The sequence below is a fragment of the Pseudoalteromonas luteoviolacea genome (assembly GCF_000814765.1).
In the GTDB taxonomy this organism is placed as follows: domain Bacteria; phylum Pseudomonadota; class Gammaproteobacteria; order Enterobacterales; family Alteromonadaceae; genus Pseudoalteromonas; species Pseudoalteromonas luteoviolacea_H.
Genome location: NZ_JWIC01000007.1, coordinates 405,395 through 426,768, shown reverse-complemented (window position 1 = coordinate 426,768; position 21,374 = coordinate 405,395). Strand labels below are relative to the sequence as shown.

15 protein-coding genes are annotated in these 21,374 nt (G+C 39.1%); 9 read left to right on the top strand and 6 right to left on the bottom strand.

Going from position 1 to position 21,374, the window contains the following annotated elements:
- The first annotated feature begins 198 nt into the window (after positions 1-198).
- Positions 199-5,445: a hypothetical protein gene (locus tag JF50_RS16235; protein ID WP_039610463.1), complete on the top strand. Its 5,247-nt coding sequence runs from the start codon at positions 199-201 to the stop codon at positions 5,443-5,445.
- A gap of 240 nt (positions 5,446-5,685) precedes the next feature.
- Here JF50_RS16235 and JF50_RS16230 read toward each other — a convergent pair whose 3' ends face one another.
- From JF50_RS16230 to JF50_RS16205, 6 genes are all read right to left on the bottom strand, one after another.
- Positions 5,686-7,038, bottom strand: coding sequence for a DUF1501 domain-containing protein (locus JF50_RS16230; protein WP_039610462.1), 1,353 nt, complete (start codon positions 7,036-7,038; stop codon positions 5,686-5,688).
- A gap of 11 nt (positions 7,039-7,049) precedes the next feature.
- Positions 7,050-8,933: a DUF1800 domain-containing protein gene (locus JF50_RS16225; RefSeq protein ID WP_039610461.1), complete on the bottom strand. Its 1,884-nt coding sequence runs from the start codon at positions 8,931-8,933 to the stop codon at positions 7,050-7,052.
- A 106-nt stretch (positions 8,934-9,039) separates the two neighbouring features.
- A complete protein-coding gene (locus tag JF50_RS16220) occupies positions 9,040-10,440 on the bottom strand; it encodes a sensor histidine kinase (protein ID WP_152614567.1) in 1,401 nt (466 codons plus the stop codon).
- Positions 10,415-11,089 (bottom strand): response regulator transcription factor, encoded by a 675-nt coding sequence (locus JF50_RS16215; RefSeq protein WP_039610459.1) that lies wholly within the window; start codon positions 11,087-11,089, stop codon positions 10,415-10,417. The genes JF50_RS16220 and JF50_RS16215 overlap by 26 nt, the downstream gene beginning before the upstream one ends.
- 242 nt (positions 11,090-11,331) lie before the next feature.
- Positions 11,332-12,177, bottom strand: a complete 846-nt coding sequence (locus JF50_RS16210) for a hypothetical protein (protein WP_039610458.1) — start codon at positions 12,175-12,177, stop codon at positions 11,332-11,334.
- Positions 12,178-12,441: 264 nt separating this feature from the next.
- A complete protein-coding gene (locus JF50_RS16205) occupies positions 12,442-12,915 on the bottom strand; it encodes a hypothetical protein (RefSeq protein WP_039610457.1) in 474 nt (157 codons plus the stop codon).
- A gap of 478 nt (positions 12,916-13,393) precedes the next feature.
- Between JF50_RS16205 and JF50_RS27675 the strand changes: the two genes are divergently transcribed.
- From JF50_RS27675 to JF50_RS27405, 8 genes are all read left to right on the top strand, one after another.
- On the top strand, positions 13,394-14,485 hold the full coding sequence (locus JF50_RS27675; protein WP_235423458.1) for a hypothetical protein: 1,092 nt from the start codon (positions 13,394-13,396) through the stop codon (positions 14,483-14,485).
- Positions 14,460-14,627 carry a glycoside hydrolase domain-containing protein gene (locus JF50_RS27670; protein ID WP_235423483.1) on the top strand — a complete coding sequence of 56 codons (168 nt, stop codon included), beginning with the start codon at positions 14,460-14,462 and terminating at the stop codon, positions 14,625-14,627. Before JF50_RS27675 ends, JF50_RS27670 begins: the two co-directional genes overlap by 26 nt.
- Positions 14,572-14,874, top strand: coding sequence for a glycoside hydrolase domain-containing protein (locus JF50_RS27805; RefSeq protein ID WP_327077602.1), 303 nt, complete (start codon positions 14,572-14,574; stop codon positions 14,872-14,874). Before JF50_RS27670 ends, JF50_RS27805 begins: the two co-directional genes overlap by 56 nt.
- Complete coding sequence (locus JF50_RS27665) at positions 14,771-15,895, top strand: glycoside hydrolase domain-containing protein (protein WP_268747835.1); 1,125 nt, start codon at positions 14,771-14,773, stop codon at positions 15,893-15,895. Before JF50_RS27805 ends, JF50_RS27665 begins: the two co-directional genes overlap by 104 nt.
- 473 nt (positions 15,896-16,368) lie before the next feature.
- Complete coding sequence (locus tag JF50_RS16195) at positions 16,369-18,777, top strand: hybrid sensor histidine kinase/response regulator (protein ID WP_052262367.1); 2,409 nt, start codon at positions 16,369-16,371, stop codon at positions 18,775-18,777.
- Positions 18,761-19,114, top strand: a complete 354-nt coding sequence (locus tag JF50_RS16190) for an Hpt domain-containing protein (protein ID WP_039610456.1) — start codon at positions 18,761-18,763, stop codon at positions 19,112-19,114. Before JF50_RS16195 ends, JF50_RS16190 begins: the two co-directional genes overlap by 17 nt.
- Positions 19,104-20,285: a response regulator gene (locus JF50_RS16185; protein WP_039610455.1), complete on the top strand. Its 1,182-nt coding sequence runs from the start codon at positions 19,104-19,106 to the stop codon at positions 20,283-20,285. The genes JF50_RS16190 and JF50_RS16185 overlap by 11 nt, the downstream gene beginning before the upstream one ends.
- Before the next feature lie 517 nt (positions 20,286-20,802).
- The gene (locus JF50_RS27405; RefSeq protein WP_200890419.1) at positions 20,803-20,961 is read left to right on the top strand and encodes a hypothetical protein; all 159 of its coding nucleotides are present in this window, start codon (positions 20,803-20,805) and stop codon (positions 20,959-20,961) included.
- The last annotated feature ends 413 nt before the right edge of the window (positions 20,962-21,374 follow it).

Below are 21,374 nucleotides of genomic sequence, written 5' to 3'. Positions count from 1 at the left end.
GCTAACGATATAAGTTTCTTCATGAAAATTATCGCAAAGCGTTCAGCATCTGAGATTACCCAATTTAAAACAGCCATTTTTGAAGCAGGATAACCCTTTTTTTATCATCTCACCGTTTATAGACTTATTTGGCTCTAAACATAGAAAATCTATACAGGTTTCTGTTATCTTTAGCGCCTGTACCTAAAGGGCTAGACCATGATTCGAGTTTTATTGCTATTTTTCTGTCTATTTTCCGTTAATCTCACCGCAGGGCAACTCAAAGTCTCTGATATCAAGTTCAGTTATCAGGAAAATCACCTTAATCAAATCTTGTTTGTTTTTAACAAAAATATCGCGAAATCGGGTGATATACCGCATGCCCGGCAAATAGAACACATTTATTTAACGGCAGATTACAAACATATGTGCCGCTGGCGATTTGAAGGCTTAAAGTCTCTCAGCTGCGACCTCTACACAAAAGTGCCAACTCTGTACCCAATCACAGCTGGTGTTAACCGCGGATTTAGTGGACTAACAGAATCTCTGAACAAAGATTTTAAACAACAATGGTTCAGACGAGACTTACCAATTCAGTATGCTGAAGCTAAGAACAATAAAGTCACCTTAAGCTATGATGCAAGTTTGGTCGCCAATGAAAACATAGCCGAACAGCTTCAAAACACGATTGTCTTTTTTAGTGATGATGAATCATTACAGCCAATTTCAGTATCATCAGAACAAACGAATGGATACATACGTTTAGATTATGAATTTAAAAAAGACATAGCGCACACAAAGTTAAAAATTGTTTTACCTAAGGGCACGAAATTAAGCGATAAACACGTTACTAACAAACAGGATATTGTTATATACAGTAAACGCGCACAACCTGAACGACCTGAGTTTTACGGTCTTTTTTGTCAGCCTTTTGGAATTAATAAGTACATCAGTGATTACATTGCACTAGAGCCAGGCAAGCTAAAAACCTGCGCACCTGAATCTTTAGCTGTTGCGTTTTCAGAACCACTTAAAAATCACCAATCGTTGAGCGACATTATTCAAAACCAATTGGGAAAACGTTCTTTTGCTTTTGATATGCCTCAAAAGCACAAATTAGGTGCCATGTATAACATAGCACTCGATGGTGACACCCAATATAAATTCAACCTTGAAGGTGTTGAAGGGGTATCCGGAAAGACCTACGAAAATAGATCCGCTGTAGTGCATTTTTCAACACGTGAAAGTACCCCTTATTGGCGGCTTTCAAATTATCTTGGCACTCAATTACAAACAGGTGAGCAAGGACACTTATTACTTGAACACCGGAATAGCAAAAACCTTAAAATACTATATAAATCAATAGACAACTTAGACGCTTTACACGCATGGCAATCGACAGTGATTGAGAGCGATAACACTGAGTTTAAAGAGCTCACCTTACTAAATAGCTCACCCAAAATACTCCATATCGAACAGTTACCAATATCGCATTTGATGAACAACCGAAGTGGCATTTTAATATACAAGGTATCTGGTCAGAGCGTCGACTCGAAGACAGAAACGTTACACATAAAACAAATATCAGACCATGAAACGTTATCACTATCAGATTTTAACTTATTTGCCCAAATTGGTGCGACGCTCTCAATCTCAACTTATTCATTTAAAGACAATTTGCCACTTAAAGCACGTGTTTGGTTAACCTGTGAACAGTTTGAAAAACCTAAATTTTTGGGCACCACAGATAAATACGGCAAACTGAACGTATCACATAAAGCACTTCAAAAAATGATGCTTGCACAAAATAGTCAATGTTGGCTTTGGGCGCAAGCTGACCGCAAAAAAGCCATGGTGCACTTGGATATGAGCAAGACAAATGCCATTGCAGCGCATACCATATTTAGCCAACCCATCTATCAACCCAATGAAGCTGTGAACTTTAGCATTGCCATGAAGCAGCATACTGAAGAAGGCTTAGTTGCACTCACTCAAGATATTCGTGCTGTCATCAAAAACCCAAACAGGTCTTCGTTGAAAGCCTTTGAGATCTTTCCTAAATTTATTTCACCACAAGGCTTAGTGCATTTCAGCATACCTGCAGGTTTTAAGCAGGTGGGTAGTTATAAAATCGAACTATACGTGGGTTCACACCGTGTAGACACTTATGACTATATTAAAGTTGCCCAATTCACTCCACCGGAAATCGAGTTTTCTTGGTTACATAACCAAGACGTGCACATCAACAAACCTTTTAACGTTAAAGTGCGGGGCGTTACTTATAATGGGCAAGACGTCAACAATTTTACCGGCGAGTTGAGAGTAAAGTTTCAGTCCGTCTATACACACCCGGATTCTTGGCCTGAAGATTACGACTACCGTCACTTTTACGAAGCACCATCGCAAAATAAAACGCACAAGGTTCAGCTTGATCAGCAAGGCGAAGGGGAAATTATATTAAACATGGATGCACCTTTCATCGGTGTTTCACTGTCTTCTCAAGTCACTTCAAGCTCTGGTGAGACTCGTTTTTACCACACGACACTGCCATATTTTTCAAGAAGCCACTATATAGGAACAACCATAGAGGAAAATAAGCTAAAAGTGATCGCGCTGACTCAAGATGGAGCTGAAATTAAAGCGCATGTCAGCATTTCAATCAATAATTTACAGTCTGTGGATGATGAGAGTTTCACACCTTTGGCACTGTGTTCAGGCACAACGCCTTTGCATTGTGATATCCCCAAACACATCGATGACTATGCTGAATTAAAGATCATCAGTGGAGATGAGCAATACGTTTGGAAAAGAGGCTATCAACTTAACAAAGAACAAACAAAAGCAACAACTAAACAGGCCACACCACAACTCATTGGTCAGTCTTCAGCCACGGTAGGGGAAGTGTATACTTTAAGTATTGACTCACCCATTGAGGGGCAGGCTGCTGTAATGATAAAAGCAGGCGAATTGATGAGAAGCTTTATCGTCGAGGTCAATAAGGGCAATAACGACATAGAAATAGAAATTGATGATGCATTGATACCTGGCTTTGAAGTGACTGCATTTTTACCATCGACTACAGAGCACATTGCGAATAAAAAAAGTGAATTCAATCAGAAAATCAAAAAAATAGTGGATGCAGCACGGCAAAATGCGAAACGCAACCTAAATAGCCTCAGTGAAATTTCGTTGCCTACAAAGCCTCGCGTTTATGGGTATGAATTAAGTCAGTTTATTCATGTAGAACCAGCAGACAAGCTCACTCTTGAAGTCGAACACCCTAACATCATTGAGCCTAACGGCACTCTTGAAATTAACGTTACAAGCAACCAAACCGCTGACGCTCAAATATGGATAGTGAACGACGCGTTGTTCGATGTATCGCATGAATCACCGAGTTCAGTCTCTTTCCAACAGTTATATCATAGGTTTTCATACCATCAACCTTGGCATTCAGTTCATAATCAAACAGATTGGCTACTGGACACAAATACGAATAATAATATTCTTGCAGCCTTATTCTCCAACAGTGTTCAACAACGCAGTCGTATGGCGGCATTAGCGCCGTCAAATTCAGCACACAGAATGTCAGATCAAGCACAGTCGGTATGGCTCACTCCCGCCTCTTTGACGGCGAACAAAACTAAAAATATTGAAATCAAATTACCGCAACTCAATGGTCGGTGGCGTTTATTTGTATTAGCAATTAATGAGCACAATCAAGCAAAATATACACATACTTTGAACACCCAAGCTGATGTTGAATATCAGATATACGTCCCCGAAAAAGTATTTCTCAGAGATAAACCCGTTGCTGTTGTAAAAATCAATAATCCCAATCAGCACTCTGTTCAAGATCGTGTTGAGATAGCCTTTAACGGTATGATAATAAAAAGGGACAGTCCACAACTTGAGGCAATGCAATTAAAAAGGTTTGAAATACCATTAAACGATTTAAAATTGGGACTTAATACCATATCAATACGAAGCTTGAACGACAGCAAAAGGCACTATCGCAAAGATATTCAGGTGTTAAAAAATACAGCGCACAAGCGCAGTGTTTTTAAGATGGATCCTGCCCATTCAAATACGATTCTTGTACCAAGTACATCCGTGATTGAGCACGCTCAAGTAAGTACCCTAAATAGTAATGCACCTAACTGGGCGCTACTTGCCAATTACCACCATCACTATCCCCATCAATGTTTAGAACAAACACTTTCAAGGGCGGTGAGTTTAACGTATAACCCGATTACAAATGCGGTACCTAACACCAAGCTCGCCGAGCTGCTCAAAACCAGTTTAATGCAGAATGTGCGTTACAGCGGCTATCGGTATTTTAAGAATACAGGCACAGATCTGATGCTGAGTGCTTATACTTTACTGGCAAATAAATGGCTTTCAAATAGCAATTATCAGTTTGAATTTGACCCTGAATTGTTAGACGAGCTGAAAAGTCAGCTCATGAACACAATAGACCATACGCATTCCACTTCACACCATAACCGATATGACAGAGAGTGGTTGTTATGGGCATTGTCAGAGCATAACGCGTTAGATTTGTCAGAAATTAAAAACATATATGCCTTGGGCGTACTTGATACAACAAGTCACCTATTGCAATTACAAGCACTAAAAGCAGCAGGAGCACCCCAAGACGACATTGAGTCAACTCTAACAAATATCATAGGAGCGGGTTATCAAGACCAGTCTTTCAATGCACTAGGGTCGACTTTAAATCAATGTTTGGCAATTCAATTAACTGAAATACCAAATGTAAAAGCACTGCTTTTTAAACCTGTTATTTCCAAACAACTTCAAATCGGGCACTTTGGCAATACATTAATAGATAGTATATGTACATTAGCGCTCAAAGATCTCAAAGGTTTGCCATTAACTGAAGTAGAAACAGACAAGCTGAATACTGTAAATGAGATGTCCGAACATCGTATCAATCATGCGCCGTCAATGCCTTACTACTTACACCTGGAAAAAAAAGCCTTGCTATCAAAAGAAACGCCGTCGTTTGATGGCTTAGAGATAACTAGAGAATATCGCATTAAACAAGGCAGCAATTGGCAACCTGTTAACGAAGATAAATTAAGCGTTGGGCAACTAATAAAGGTCACTATAACTGTGTTTTCACCAATAGAACGAGAGCATGTGCTCATTAAGGACTTTTTACCTTCTGGATTATTAATATTGGACCCAAGTCTAAAAAATCAAACCTATTGGCGCTGGTTGAAGCAAAAGAACACTCAAGCTGTGACGGTTTTACTCGGTCAAGATGGACGAACATTGGCATCGTGGCATAGATATAAACTGCCCGCAGGCACCACGCAATTTGAGTATTTAGCTGAAGTTCGTTATAGCGGTGAGTTTCTAACACCTTCAGCAACAGTTGAAATGATGTATTACCCAGATATCGGGGGTAAAACTGGGGCTAATAGCGTAACAATTGATTAAAATAGTCATTTTCACTTTAAATAGTTACGCTTGCCTGTGTTTAATCATCATTTTCTTTGGGCGGTTTTAAATGTCGTTTTTTAAGCTTTGATTTATAACGGCGACCGTATAAAAAGCAGAGAACAATTAGAAATATAACCAAAATCAAGATCAGGCTGCCACTGTTTGTAGTGTGCATAATAGGCCTCTTAAATTTTAAGTCAAAGTATAGCAGGCCAGTGCACCTGCTATATCAAGGAACTATGCAAACAACGCAGGGCGTGCACCAAACTTATTTAAGTTTGGAAATACTTGCTCTAACTCAGTATCAGATATTCCTAACCACTGACCCAAAGCAGCACCGTACTGGTCAACAGACATGGTTGGAATTAATCGACCACTGCCAGCATCTAACTCATGATTAAGCTCAGCAGGGGGGATATCACCAAATACAGTACCCCCATTGATTGCGCCGCCCATCACAAAATGATGCGCACCCCAGCCATGATCCGTCCCGTCACCATTAATCGCAAGCGTGCGACCAAAATCAGAAGCGGTAAATAATGTAACATTGTTAGTCAGACCCATGCTTTCCATAGAACTGTTAAAAGCATTAAGTGCGCTATCTAATGCAGACTGTAATTTTGGTAAGGTTTGAGCCTGTCCAGAGTGGGTGTCAAACCCACCCATGGATACAACAAAAATTTGCCTTTTGGTACCCAGTTGTTCTTTGACCGCTAACGTCCGAGCAACAGACTCAAGCTGCCTCCCTAATCCAGTCTTTGGAAACTCTCCTACACTGTTTGATTGTGACGAGATTGCTTTGTTAAACATATTGTTCGCGTCGAACGATTGAGCAATCTTATTAGAAAGGTCTTGCTCAATTAAATTAGTACTTTGATGGCCTAAAGCGCTAAAATGTGCCTTAACAGCATCATTATCTTCAAAATATTCTAAAGCTTGAACCGTTGCAGCACGTCCATCTGTCACATGATATGGGGCGGTATTCGTGCCTGTAACAAGTAATTCTCCACCAGCTGTTGTTACCGCAGAAAAAGTGTTTGCTTGGATCTGCCCTTGATTAATTAACGCATCGTTTAATCTGCCAGCCCAACCATACTGAGCGCCCTCAGCTTTACCTGACATCCAAGTGCTTTGCTGATCATTATGGGAAAATAACCGAGATGGTAGTTTTGCTGTTTCATTACGAATGCTGGTGGCTGTGACATTTTCTAATAAGGGGCCAACATTGCCCACTATTGACAACTTACCTTGTTGATAAAGGCTTGCTATAGAGGGCATTTCCGGCGGTAAAGCAAATTGGCGTTCTGCGAAGCGACTCGGTACATTAATTGATATCAGATTATTGAGCTCTCGTTTAGTGGTATATTGGTTTAACAGCGATTGCCTTATCTTGGCCCATTTACTATAGCTCTCGTTATCATAGGGAATAAGCGTATCGTGATTGTCCATGCCACCATATAAGAAAACACAAACCAGTGCACGATATTCCGTGGCGTTTACTTGTGTATTTGCCAACACTTTGCCCATGTTCATAAAAGAAGAGGCAACAACACCAGCACTTGCTGATTTAATAAAATTACGTCTATTCATTGTCTTATCCTTTACTTCTGAACCAAATAATCAGGTGAAGACATCACCATTAAAATTGCCAAATGGACTCGAGAAGCAAAACCATCTTCAGCATCTTCTTCAATAGAAGCAATTACTTGGCTGATATTGTTATAGCTATTTGTACTCAGTTGATTAGCACATAAAAGTAAGTTTAATTGATCAAGTAGGGCGCTTGGCTCTTTCGCAATACTCAATAATTGTTCATAGTTTGGCTTAAAGCTGAGTAAGGCTTGCTCCAAATCAAGCTCAATTCCTAAATCCTCGTATTCTTCTTTTAGCTCTTCAAGATCAGCTTCTTGCTGTTGCCCTGTAATAAAGTAGGTCATGAAGTTTACGTATCCAGGTATCGAACTTGCATTGGTGATTTGCAACTCTGGCGCGACCAGCCCCTCAGCAGCGGTCAGACTACCTGGCGCCTTATACCCTGGCCTAAAAAAATTAAACACACTGGGAGAGCGGTAAGGATGCTGTCCTAGATCTGCACTTGCACTGGTATCCCATAACTGAGGTACAAAATGAGGCGCTACATTTTGCACTTCAAATGCACGTGCCCATTGTGTAAACCTCAGAATGGGCTCACGAATTTTACCGCCATTTGGGGTGCCGGGATCCCTCGCTTCTTGGTCAAATAAAATTGCTGCAATTGTTGCCGTTAAATCTCCGCGAATCTTTTCTCCTACTTCGCGGCCATCTGGCAATGTAAACAACCCTGACTCAAAAGCACTCACGACACGAAGTACGTAATCGGAACTTGGGTTTGACGTAACCAGACGCTGTATGAGTTGCTTAGTAACAAAGGGCGCAAGGTTTTCATGATTGAAAATGTGGTCCAGCGCTTGGGAAATAGACGTTTCAGCGCTACTTCCCGCAGCAATTGAAAACCCTAAAAAGACTTTTTCTTTCTCTGAATGTGAATCAGAAAAAATGGACATAGGTTGGCTGAAGCGCTTTCCTAAGTGTGCTTCAGGATCATCTTCATTTAAATTTAGCCCAGTAAAAACGCGTGCTAAACCTGTAATATCTTTGTTGGTATAAAGCTCAACTGGGTTACCATGTTCATTTAACCGCTCTGTCCCATCTTTATTAAGCGCGACTACACCTAATGTAAACAATTGCAGTAACTCACGGGCGTAGTTTTCGTCAGGCATTCTGCCTGTCTCATCATTTCCTTTTTCACTGCCCATATAAGTTAAATAGTGCCCCATAGCGGGTGAGTAAGTAACTTGCTCCAGCAACAATCGATAATTGCCAAATGCATTGTTGATTAACAGGTCTTGATATGCAGCCACGGCTTCAGGCACATCCGTTAATACTTCACCACCACCATTTGAAACAACAAGTAGCTCAGATAACGCAAAAGCGACGCGTTGACGAAGTTGATCCGGTGCTTCAATACTGTTTTTCCAAAAGGTAAAACTTGTTTGCTCGATATAGAACAAACTAAAGTCTTCTTCGGGATCGCTCGGCGCAGCGGCTTGTACACTGGGCAGTATTAAACTAGGGGGAAGGGCCAACTGATCAATGAACCATTGAGATGCACTTTTATCCTCTAGGTCATCAAGTAAAGTAGGAGTCGCACCAAATGTGGCATGCTGTACAAAGTGAGAGATTTTTTCTCGGGAAGAAAAAGTATCGTCCCCTGACAATGCAGGCGGCTCTTGCTCACCGTTATCCGCAGAATCATCTTCATCTACGACATTGCTATCATCAGGTTCATTATTACCAGAATCCTGATTGTCTTGGTTAGTATTGCCAATTACATTTGTTTGGCCATTACCGGTCTCTTCGCTATTAGACCCACCGCCTCCACATCCCGATAAAAACAACAAAAGGATTGTAAATACAATACGCTGTATATTAATACTCCTAATCATTTCTCAACCTATTAACGCTACATCAATAGCTTAAGTTTAGGGGGATTTTTCAATTTGTGTGTTACATGTCTCATACACCCATAATACAAAATTGTATGATTTAGAATTATTGATTAGAAATTGGCACTTCTATATTAAATACAGCACCAGATTGATCGGGCAACAAAACCAGACTAGCACCATGAACATCACAAATGGCTTTTACGATACTCAAACCAAGACCGTTACCAGGTTTTGTTCTGCCCAGATCTGCGCGATAGAAACGATCAAAAATATACGGCTGATCCTCTTTATCAATACCGGGACCATTATCACCAACCTGCAATAGAGCACAGTTAGTATGACTTTGTAATCGTATCCAAACATGCGATCCCTCATTGCTATATTCCAACGCATTTTCTAATAAATTACATAAAAGTTGATTCAAAAGGTCTTTGTCGCCAAAACAGCATACGCAGTCAACTGTAGAATGTGATAGCACTCTACCAGAATCTTCAAACACAGGTTCATAACTAAGCGTCAAATCATTAATTAACTCAGATAAGTTAATTAGTTGGAAATTTTGTTTGTGCTTTCCAGATTCAATGCTGTTTAGTCTCACTAAATTATTAAAGGTTGAAATAACTGAATGAAGGTCTTTGGTCGCATGGCCGATGTGAGATGTAATTGCAATATCGTCACCCACATCTTGGGCCATACTCTGTAATCGATTAGCAACTCTGGATAGTGGCGTTTTCAAATCATGGGCTATGCCAACAGACATGGTTTTAGTTGTACCATGTAACTTAGAGACTTTATCCAGCATAAGATTTACAGAAGCGGTTAAATCGTGCAGTACGCTGTCGTTTACCTCACAACTCAAGCGCACAGAGTCCGGAGAGCGTGAAACCTCATCCAATTGAGTCATTAATGTTTGTATTTCTAATCGCCGTCTGTAATTGAAAAGCAAGCGTATAAAAAACAATATAAATGCAATTAACACCACACCAATTAAGCTCGCCTGCCAAAGCAATTGTTTGCTGAACATATATTCATAACTTAAAGGCTGAGCAATGCTTAAAGAAACATCTTCCGTTAGGGCGATAGATAATGTCAGTAATTGAAAATCATGCTCTGATTTTAAATCAAAACTTGACCACTCTGGCTCTGTATTTGACGAAAACTCTAATTTACTTCCAACAAGTAAAACGCCACGATCAACCAGAGCAAAAATAAACTCATGGTCAACCAAACGCTCTATACTCTCGACTCGATCCCAAATTGGTTGTTCTTCCAAATCAAATTCATGTAACACGCTTTCATAACCGTCCTCAATATAGAGGCCTTTAATTTCTTCTACATACTCAACAAGCTCTTTCTCTTGCGAAGACTTGATATAAGACAGTATGCAAATAGAAGTAACTAAAAACGACGCTGCAAAAAGCACAGTCATTGCAGCTGTAAATTTTAAGGAATTATATAAATCGGTAAAAGTAATAGATCTATTCATCAGATATAATATAGCCACTTCCACGTACGGTTTTGATCAACTCAAAGCTAAACGGTTTATCCACTTTGTTTCTAAGTCTACTTACGTGGGTTTGTACTAAGCTCGTTTTTGGATCGAAGTTAAAGCCCCATACTTTTTCAAGGAGCATGGTTTTTGTCACAAGTTGCCCTGGAGACTGCATCAAGTATTCTAAAATTTGATATTCTTTTGTATTTAGCTCAATTATTTGTCCTGCTCTCGTTACCTTGCGGCTTGTTCTCTCGACAACTAGTTCTCCAAGTGTCAGGGAAACCGACTGTACTGTGAGTGGCTTCCTTCGTGTTAATGCTTTTAATCGAGCATATAACTCGGAGAATTCAAAGGGCTTGACTAAGTAATCATCTGCTCCGGCATCCAAACCGCTCACTCTGTCGGAAGTATCCCCCAGCGCTGTCAGCATAATAATAGGTGTCGCTACTCCACTGGCTCTCAGTACTTTGACCGCATCTAATCCGTCCATACCCGGTAATAGCCTGTCGAAAATAATCACATCAAAGTCACTTGAAGACGCCTGTATCAAGCCTTCTTGAGCGGTTGAAACATGTTTTACTGAATCGCCGTATTGCGCCAGCCCCTTTTTTATAAATGAGGCAATCTCTAAATCATCTTCTACAAACAACACATTCATAGCTAACTCTACAGTGCTTTTTCTAAAGTTTAACTCATTAAAACCGATTAAAAATATACAAATTTGTAATACAGAAGAAAAGTAAAATTGATTAAGCCAAAGACAAGAACATGAACTCGCATCAGCGTCGTCTATGAAGAGGGGGGCTAGCTAATTTTAAAGCGACGGAGCAGCACCTAACTTTAGTTAGATGCTGAAATTTTATATATAAAGCAAAGCACATAATTGTGCTGACCTGATAATTAATTCGTCGGTACTTTTCCAGTGAGTTTGTCTTGAAGCCAGCGATTGAAAGGACGCCTAAACTTAAAAGAAGCCATTCGTTGAGGGTGGTGGTACAAGCTGCTACCGTTTAGCTCACTGACCAAGATTTTCATTTGCTCAAAAATGTATTTACGAGGCTTTTTGTGCCAATAATGATAGATTTGCCTGTTACCTGCTTCGCACACTGTGCCATGACGAGACAAAATAATACCCAGAGCAAACTGTTCTGCTGAGTGAATATCAATGAGTTCATCCAATAATGGCATCATCCACAGCGCAATATCTAGATGCTCAACATGCGCTTCTGTGATGCCAATTACGCCTGAATTAAACATAGGGGCATCATGCTCAACCTGCCAGCTCCCATAGGTTGGGCTTACAAATGTCTTGCCAATCGCTGCGGCATATTGCCGTGTAAACCGTTTTCTTTTCAGTGTACCTTCTAACTCATGCATAAGCATGGATCCGTTTGATACGCCATCCATTAGGTGCGTAATGTCAGCTCTGATTAACGTATCAGTATCTAAGAAAATGACCTTTTTGGCATGATTTTCAAGTAAGAACTTTAATCCTGCTAATTTCAGCTTAAAGTGATACTTATCGCTACCCAACCATTCGTTTTGCATGGCTTTAGTGAAAGGAATAACCCGTATTTGATCGTGTGCGTCAAATAAATCATCTCGTTCTACCAACAAACAAATTTTCGCGTTGGGGTTATGAAAAAGAAGACTTGCTATGCTTAACTGTGCCTCTAGATAGTGACGCTCTTGCTCTCCGTAAATAACGTATACAAAGCACTCGTCAAACCTGTTAAGTTCCGACATCAATTCGCCTCCTTGTTAAATCGTTGTACATGTAATAAACGATAAAAGCATAACATAATTATTCACGACAAATTAGCAACTTTGTGGGTATTAGCGAGATATACTTATCACTTGGGGATAGATATGTGTAAAGAGTTTATAAATTCCTTTTTAAGGAACACATTGCAAGTTAACTATGACTTAATAAAAAGTAGAAATTTAAAATTATAAAAATCAGATTTATTAAAAAAGCTGCATCAATATTATTGATGCAGCTAATAAATATTAGTTTGTACGATAAGTAAAACTAATGCTCTCGTTTCTGTTAGGCTCTAAAAATTGGAAACTACCTGTAGGTTCCACTCTATGTCTAACAGATATAGTAATACCAGCTTTAAACTCTAAACCATTAAAGTCGCTAACGCTGTCAGAAAAATTAGGTGTGATTGGAATGCATTTAAATGGGTTGTTATTATATGCACGATGATAGCATAGCTCTGCTGTCTCATCTACTGAATTGCTATAACTTGCTGATGTATATGAAACTCCTGTAATTACACCAGTTTTATCTCTATATGGGATATGATTCAAATCAAGATTTAAAATCGAAAATAGCTCTACATTTGTACCGCCACTTGAGCTAAAAACTAACATTCTATTTGGCTGTTTTTCTTTAGTGATCGTATAAGTGTTTGCAAGCGCTTGACCACTAATTGCTAGGGAAGATAATAGCAGAGCTGCTAAAGATAGTTTTTTCATTGATAAATCCTTATTATTTCCATCTATAAATTAATGTAGTTATGACTACGAAAAACAAATTATTTCAAAAATATGACAGAGTCAACAAGAGATTATAAAAAATAAAATAAAACATATTTCAAAGAAAAAATTAACAATATAAATCATACGAAATTATAAATAGCACATCAGAACCAAAAACCTTGATGCCAAGTGAAATAAAATCAGATGGAATTTTAAAAACGAGTATTTGTATTTTTATTTTAAAAAACAACAACCAGCTTCGTAACTTACTATCAGGCGAGTTTTCAACCGACTAAAGGAAACACTTAAGTGCCCCTTTTCTGTTAGTGAATTTGCTGGATAATTGTTAACTATCGCTAAAAACCTGTAAATAAGCGCATTAAAATTGTACTAGGCAACGAAACAATGGCATCTTATGGAAATAATCTTAATTCCTATTACATACAAATTGGAACGTTCTAATTAAGGGTTTATCATGAACTACAACATTAAGAATAAACATCTAATTGCATTATCTGTCAGTGCAGCATTACTCTCTGGCTGCAGTAATGGACCAAGGGAGCAGCTAAAAAAAACGGAACAAATGGCTGAACCACACTACGTTTCTGACGTTGTTTCATATGTTAATCCATTAATAGGCACTAAAGGGCCTTATAACCACCGCCAAGCTGGTAACGTAACGCCGGGTGCTGTAGTCCCTTTTGGTATGTTCAATTTTGGACCTGAACACGCCTATACAGAAGATTTACTCGCGGAGTCTGAAGGCATCTCAAAAAAAATACTCGAAGAGAAAAAGCGAGTTCCAGTTTCACCTGGTGGATATAACTATCAAGCTAGCCGCGTAAAAGGCTTTTCATTCACGCGCTTATCCGGCACAGGGTGCCTTGGCGCATCAGGTGACATTCCTGTCATGCCTTTTACCAAAGACATAACGTTTTCTCCTGCAACTGATCCAATCAATGGCTATTACAGTGCAGCGTTTTCACATGATGATGAAACCGCTATTCCAGGTTATTACCAAGTAGGACTAGACAATGGTGTTAACGTTCAGCTCGCTGCAACAACTAGAAGCGGTATTGCCAACTTTACCTTCGAAAAATCGGAAAATGCAAAACTCTTATTTAGAACCGCTTATTCCCAACTCGGAAGTGGTGATGCCTATGCAAAAGTTGATACCGAACGAGGCGAAATCACAGGTTATGTGACATCGGGTAACTTCTGTGGTTATTTAGGTGAATACAATCAAAGAGATTATTACACCCTGCATTTTGTCGCCAAACTAGATAAGCCAATAACTGGCTCAGGCGCATGGAAAGATGACGTAATTGAACATGGTGCCAAATCCTCCAAAGGAGGTATGGGTTACGGAGACAACGGATGGCCAGACATTGGAAAAGGCTCAGGTGTATGGGTCGACCTTGGCCTTAATAATGGTGACACAGTTCAAATGCGAGTGGGTATTTCTTATGTCAGTTTAGACAATGCAAGAGAAAACTTAGCAAAAGAGCAAGCAGAACAAAGTTTCGAACAAATACGTACCCATTCAGAAAAATGCTTGGGAAAATGAATTATCTAAGGTCAAAGTCGCGTCTGAAGATCAAAGTAAATTACGAGTATTTTACACCGCGCTGTACCATAGCTTATTTCACCCGAATGTCTTTTCTGACGTCAATGGCGAATACATGGGCTTTGATTCAAAAAGTACATAGTATAGAGGCTACTCAAGCTGCACAATATGCAAACTTCTCTGGCTGGGATGTTTATCGGTCTCAGTTGCAGTTAGTGACTTTGCTGGATAAAAAGAGAGGAAGCGATATTGCCCAATCTTTATTTAATCAAGCAAATCAATTCAATGGTATATGGGATCGCTGGACTCATAACGCAGGGCCCAACAGGGGTAATGAGTGGCGATCCTTCGACCATTGCTATCGCAAACTTCGTTGCATTCGGTGCTGATGATTTTGACGTCACTGGCGCATATCACTCGCTTCGACAAGCCGCGATAAACCCGACGGAGTTTGATTTATCGGATATTGGCTGTCCTGTGTTTTGTAGAGGACAAAAGCCCTCTTTAGACCAATGGCAATCGCTAGGTTACATTGCTGACGAATCTAATAGCTGGGAAGGTGCTTCGGAGACATTGGAGCAAGCATCTAGCTATTTCTCATTGGGTCAACTTGCCAACCGCCTAGACAAAACAGAAGATGCGACTCGATTTATTAATGAAGCAGGGTATTGGAGAAACATATATAACGCATCAGCTACTGAGTCTTTAGGGTATATACAAGGTAGAAATAAAGATGGCAGCTGGAAAAAAGACTTCGATGCATTTTCTGGACACTTATTTGTTGAAGGAAGTCCGGCTCAATATTTATGGATGATCCCACATGATGGTGCCGGGCTAGCAGAAATACTTGGCGGTGATGAGGCCATGAGTAAAAGGCTTGACGCTCACTTTAAAAAGCCAGATGGCACGTGGGTACTTTACAGAGATTCAGCTGAATATGCAGATGTGTCAAATCAGCCTTCAATCTTATCGCCATGGATGTATTTGCATACGGGCGATGCCTATAAAACACAGCAAACTGTTCGTGAAACGATGAAACAATTATGGCTAGACGCACCAGATGGTATTCCAGGTCAAGATGACCTCGGCCAAATGTCTTCATGGTATGTATTCAGCAGTCTTGGTATTTATCCAAAATACCCAGGACGTGCGGACTTGGCTTTATCGAGTCCCCAGTTTACTTTTGCTCAAATCGGTAATTTAACGATTAATGCTCCTGACGCATCAGAAGATAAAATATATATCGATGCATTAAGGGTTAATGGCAAGCCAAGCTTAAATAGTTGGATAGATGAAACGTACATCAATAAACCTGTGACTTTACAGTTTTCTCTGAGTGAAGAACCGAATAAAGTCTTTGGACAAGCAAAGGAGAATAGACCTCCCAGCTATTCACCATCAAAAAATTAGTGACAAATTTAGTTCCCCTTCAGAGGCAGCATTAGACTGCCTCTTTTATATCTGCTCACATGCACTAACCCCATTATTTTTCTTCGACAGAAACAGCTATTCAACCTACAATTTTTGGCAATTTTTTGTGGTCTTATATTGTATTTCATTTATGTAAGAATCAATTCAGAAACTCTGCGAACATAGCACTGTCATGCTTAGAATTACTGCTATAGTTAAAATTATCCATACAGTGCAATGATGGCAAGGAAGACATGGACAGTAACACGCCTTATCTACTCACCAACCACAATTTACAAATTGAGTTTGTCAGTCAAGCTGCACTTAACTTACTTCAAGGTTAGGTATTAATAGGCTTAAACATAGCTACAGAGTTCAAACTAGAAACCATCACAGACAACTTTGCCATAGGTCATTACCAATCTTCCCCAGTCAGTTTCAATAAATGCAACTATGAAGGTGGGTTCTGTTTTGTGCTTGAACTGCATAAAACCAACAATGACCATATTCGTTTTTTAAACGACGCAATTAATAGCTCAAATATTGGTATCTGGCGTTACAACGTGGAGACAAAAGCCGTTTACTTATCAGGGATCTCTAAAACTATTTTAGGGCTCGCACCTTTGGCACAACTGACATGGCGCAAAATACTGTCACTTGTCCATCCTGATGATCGTGCTTTATTCCCGCTATTTTTTGAAAATAACGCACAGTTCGGCGTACCACTTCAATTCGAATTTAGACTAAAGCAAACAGGGCAACAGTCTTGGTTCGCATTAAAAGGAAGCTGTGTCAATAAATCTGACGGCCAGTGGATTAATGGCACGCTGCAAGACTGTACAGTAGAAAAGACCACCGTCATTGCACTGAACGATGCGGATGAAAGTAAGCAACTTGCAATAGAAGCAGGGAAAATTGGCACTTGGCGGGCAACTAAATCAGGGCATCAATGGCTCTGGAAATGGGATATGCTTGCCAATACCATCTTCAAGTTATCACCAGATGATATCGGCGATTTAAATAAATGGGTTGAATTACTGCATCCCGAGGATAAACCTCGTGTACAAGAAGCACTAGAAAATAGCCTGCGGACCGGTGTTGAATTTAAACAACATTACCGAAGCATTCTAAAAAATGGTGAAATAATCTATGTTTTTGCCCAAGGTAGAGTTGGTAAAAACTACAAAGGAGAATATTGCCGCATAGATGGTGTTTGCGTAGATCAAACTGAAATCCACAATACACAACAGGCACTTAAAAAATTAAATTCAGAGCTAGAAACACGTGTAAACGATCGAACTGCCCAACTGTACAATACATTACAAAAAGCAGAACGTGCGAATAAAATAAAATCTGAATTTCTATCAATGATCAGTCATGAATTGCGAACGCCGCTGAATGGCATTATCGGGGCTTTAGATTTACTCTCACACAGTACACTTTCTGGGGAGCCAAAAGAGCTGGTAAATACAGCATCAAGTTCTGCAAATCATCTTATTACCATTTTAAATGATTTACTCGATCTAAATAAAATTGAAGCAGGAAAACTAGAACTAGAAACTGTTCAATTCGATTTACCTACTGTCATTTCAGAAGTAGTGTGCACATTCAGTGCATCGGCCAAGGAAAAAGGCATCGAGCTTATAGTCTTCGAGTCCCCAGAAGAAAACTTAATATTGAAAGGAGATGAAAATAGATTTCGTCAAATTCTTCTCAATATTCTTGGTAATGCCGTCAAGTTTACAAACTGCGACCAGAACGAGAGCAAAAGAATCACGATTAACACCCACTATAATCGTTTGAATATTTACCAAAGTGAGGTTGTAGTATCTGTTGAAGACACCGGCGTTGGAATGACAAACGATACAATTCAAAAGCTATTTACGCCATTTACTCAGGCAGAGAAATCAACTACAAGAAAATTTGGCGGTACCGGCTTAGGTCTCTCTATTTGCGGAAAATTAATAGACTTGATGGGGGGAGCAATTCATATTGACAGCCAACTCAATCATGGCAGCACCTTCACCGTGACCGCGCCATTTTGGCTAGCGCTATCAGAGCAAGCTGACAAGCCAAAAGCTATGCTTAATTGCTATCAAATTGGTAAATTGTCTATTTATAATCAACATATCTTAAAGCTGGTTCAAGCCAATTTTAATATCAATATATGCGTTGATTTTGATTTTATTGATGACTCCTCTACTACAAATAATTTAATACTGACAAGTGATGATGAGCAATTCTTAAGGCTAGCTCCAAAGTTGGAATTACTAAATAATGCGCTAGTGTATACAGAGCCTTCACTTGTTGAAACTTTGGCACTCACGGCACCACACCTTGCTGTGTATGCAAATCAACCCATCACGCTGCACCAGCTAGACAAACACATTACAGCTCACCAGCAAGAAATGCTGTCAATTGACGACTTTTCTTTAGATTTTGACAATTCCGATCCCAATACAGATCACGGTACTAGCACCAATATAGCGGTGGAACCTGACAATAGCGATATTCTGTTAGTTGAAGACAACCCATTTAATCAGAAACTAATTAAAAGCCAATTAAAAAAACTCGGCCTATGTTGTGACATTGCAAACAATGGAGCGGAGGGATTTCGTTGCTGGTATAGCCATTCATATAAACTTATTTTGACTGATTGTCACATGCCTGAAGTTGATGGTTATGAAATGACAAAACAAATTCGTACAGAAGAAGCAAAAACAGAACGCCCTCCCATTCCTATCATCGCTGTTACTGGCGCTGTCATGCAGGGTGAAAAAGATCTATGCACATCCATTGGTATGAATGACTTTTTGTGTAAACCAATCAAGTTAAATGACATTAAATCTATTATGGAGCGTTGGTATGAACACTCAAATTAATGAGTTGCAAACACTGAATAGACGCACTATTGAGGAGTTGGTTGGCGATGAGCCAGCAAAAATTGCTAAGTTTCATTTCGAGTTTTTAAAACAAGCTTCTGTTGTTTTAAAAAGTATTGTTAAGTCATTTAATATCAGTGACTTCAATGAGTTAAAAAGCCAAGCTCATTACCTCAAAACCTCTGCAAAAGCTGTTGGCGCAGAGCGATGTGCCTATTTTTTAGAAACCATTGAGAACTATAGCTTAGATGAGAATAAACCCGCCATTAAACAAGTAATAATAAAATTAAATGGCGAATTTGTAGCGATTAAAAAGGAGCTAAGACATGACAAGTAATAACAGAATTGCCAAGCGCCACCCCTCCGTATTAGTTTTGGCCCACAGGGAAGATGATGTGCAGGGTGTTACAGAACTGATTGCAGAACAAACTTCTGATTTTAGATGCCTAATCGTAAGAAAAACCGCATTAGATGATATCCAGCAACTGGCACCAAAAGTCATTTTATTCGCATTATCTGACGTTAAAAAAAGCATCTGTTTATATAATTTACTCATAAAAGAAAACAGACTCATTAACAATCACTACAGTGTATTACTTTGTAACAATAAAGAATCTGGATTGGCCTTTAAGTGCTGTTTACGAAACTTATTTGATAGTTACTTTGTATACCAGCCACTATACGAAAAGTTCAGGCTTCAACTCATCGTTTATGAAGGTTTAAAACAGTTTGCAAACTCTGACACATATATCGAATCACTAGATTCGATCGTTCAAAACCAAAATGAAGAGTTGAATGACCTAATTGAAACAGGCTTGAGCTATAAGACATCACTTGTCGATGAAATAAATAAACGAAAAGAAGAAGTGAACTCAATCAATCAGAATATTCTATCCCAATTGCCTGATAGCATGCATAAACAACTCATGTCAGAATTAAACGAATCACACATACAACCACTTTTAAATGCACTAGAAACCTCAATTTCTAGCAAACTGATGGGGCTAGTTGAAGGTCTGAAACACTCTCAAAACTTAAACGCACAACTGGTCAGTCAATTGCAACAGCCCATACAAACAAGGCTGCCTGTCGAAAACGAAAGTACAAACCAGCAGAGCTTTTTGAGTACAGAAGCGAACAATCAGCACTCCATTCTGTTAGTCGAAGATAATCACATTTACAGAGAGATGATAAGCGATGTATTAAGCAATGTCGGTTATGATATAGAGCAAGTAGATGATGGCCTCGCTGCCATCAAAAAGATCAAACTTACCCAATATGACCTTATCGTCATGGACCTTTTCCTACCAAATTTAGACGGGCTCAATACAACTAAGCACATTCGCAATGTTGGAAAAAACATAAAAACACCAGTCATCGCTCTGACTGGCAATAAGAATAAACAGCTCGTAAAAAAATGGGCTGAACATGGGCTTGACGGATACATTTTAAAACCCTCTACCAAACAAGAGATTTTAGCAGTTGTTAATAAAGCCATTGGACATTAAGTCAATCATATGTGCTGTAAATATTAAATCGAGACTGAAATAACCATTGTTAGCTTTGGAAGGGATATATGTAAGGGTCAAATTTTTCTATTCCAACTAACCATAACGCCAGTACTCTTTTGTCTTAAGCTAGGTTTGGTTTTATGAAAGCTGGGTTTCCATTATCATAAATACGGAGTCACTTTTACAAGGAACATCTTTCGCTCGCCTAGTTGAATATCTGCTCAATAATGACAGTATTTTTTAAAACCAATATAAAAACTCAAAACAACAATGATTCAAGAATATAAAATTCATAAAAATCTTCCAGCATAGAAATTAAAAAACCATTAAAATCATAGCTTTGAATTCATACTCACCAAGGAAGCTCTTGACCAACAGCACACCAAAAGTGAATTTTATTCAAGTTTTCACTTGTAATGAACAATGAATCGATGCTATTTATATTTTTAGGCTTGTTAAGGAGTGTTTAACAAGCTGCATATTCATTTGAAAAATTTTAAATAAGGAAATAAAAATGAAACTTGCAATCAAAAAGCAACAACTTAAGCAATTAAGCAAAGATAAAAATCTTGATGTGAATGCAACACCTAATGTAGGTGGTGCTGGTAATACACTTCGTTGTCGACCACCAGTGTCTGAAACAGGCAATAGATATTGGGCATGCCAATGTTAATGTACTGACAAGATAGACGGGAGGCAATATGTCTCCCATATAAGGTCTGTCACTAAAACATCAACCAACAAACGCATTAAAGAACCAGATGTCGACCAATTAAAATTCATATCTAACATCTACACTTTTTTTCTGGTACAGCCACTCCATTCCATACCTCATGTATAACAATACACATCTCAAATAGTGTGTGTCCCGTAATAAAGCCACTGTAAAAAACCTCATTCACCAAGAACAACTAGCCACCTTCAAGAACGCTAAGACCAACTCAACAGTTTGATAAAGTTAACTCGATTCAACTTAAGATGATTAACTTACCCTATGAATTGATACCTTATTTCGGATTATTTAAAAAAATTACCTACTTGTAAGTTTCGAGAAAGTTTCCTGAATTATTGTTTGCCTTGTAGAAA

What these genes read in the sequence shown, in the direction of transcription:
- JF50_RS16235 (WP_039610463.1), top strand. Translation starts at nt 199, where the DNA reads ATGATTCGAGTTTTATTGCTATTTTTCTGTCTATTTTCCGTTAATCTC.
- JF50_RS16230 (WP_039610462.1), bottom strand. Translation starts at nt 7,038, where the DNA reads ATGAATAGACGTAATTTTATTAAATCAGCAAGTGCTGGTGTTGTTGCC.
- JF50_RS16225 (WP_039610461.1), bottom strand. Translation starts at nt 8,933, where the DNA reads ATGATTAGGAGTATTAATATACAGCGTATTGTATTTACAATCCTTTTG.
- JF50_RS16215 (WP_039610459.1), bottom strand. Translation starts at nt 11,089, where the DNA reads ATGAATGTGTTGTTTGTAGAAGATGATTTAGAGATTGCCTCATTTATA.
- JF50_RS16210 (WP_039610458.1), bottom strand. Translation starts at nt 12,177, where the DNA reads ATGTCGGAACTTAACAGGTTTGACGAGTGCTTTGTATACGTTATTTAC.
- JF50_RS16205 (WP_039610457.1), bottom strand. Translation starts at nt 12,915, where the DNA reads ATGAAAAAACTATCTTTAGCAGCTCTGCTATTATCTTCCCTAGCAATT.
- JF50_RS27675 (WP_235423458.1), top strand. Translation starts at nt 13,394, where the DNA reads ATGAACTACAACATTAAGAATAAACATCTAATTGCATTATCTGTCAGT.
- JF50_RS27805 (WP_327077602.1), top strand. Translation starts at nt 14,572, where the DNA reads ATGTCTTTTCTGACGTCAATGGCGAATACATGGGCTTTGATTCAAAAA.
- JF50_RS27665 (WP_268747835.1), top strand. Translation starts at nt 14,771, where the DNA reads ATGGTATATGGGATCGCTGGACTCATAACGCAGGGCCCAACAGGGGTA.
- JF50_RS16190 (WP_039610456.1), top strand. Translation starts at nt 18,761, where the DNA reads ATGAACACTCAAATTAATGAGTTGCAAACACTGAATAGACGCACTATT.
- JF50_RS16185 (WP_039610455.1), top strand. Translation starts at nt 19,104, where the DNA reads ATGACAAGTAATAACAGAATTGCCAAGCGCCACCCCTCCGTATTAGTT.
- JF50_RS27405 (WP_200890419.1), top strand. Translation starts at nt 20,803, where the DNA reads ATGAAACTTGCAATCAAAAAGCAACAACTTAAGCAATTAAGCAAAGAT.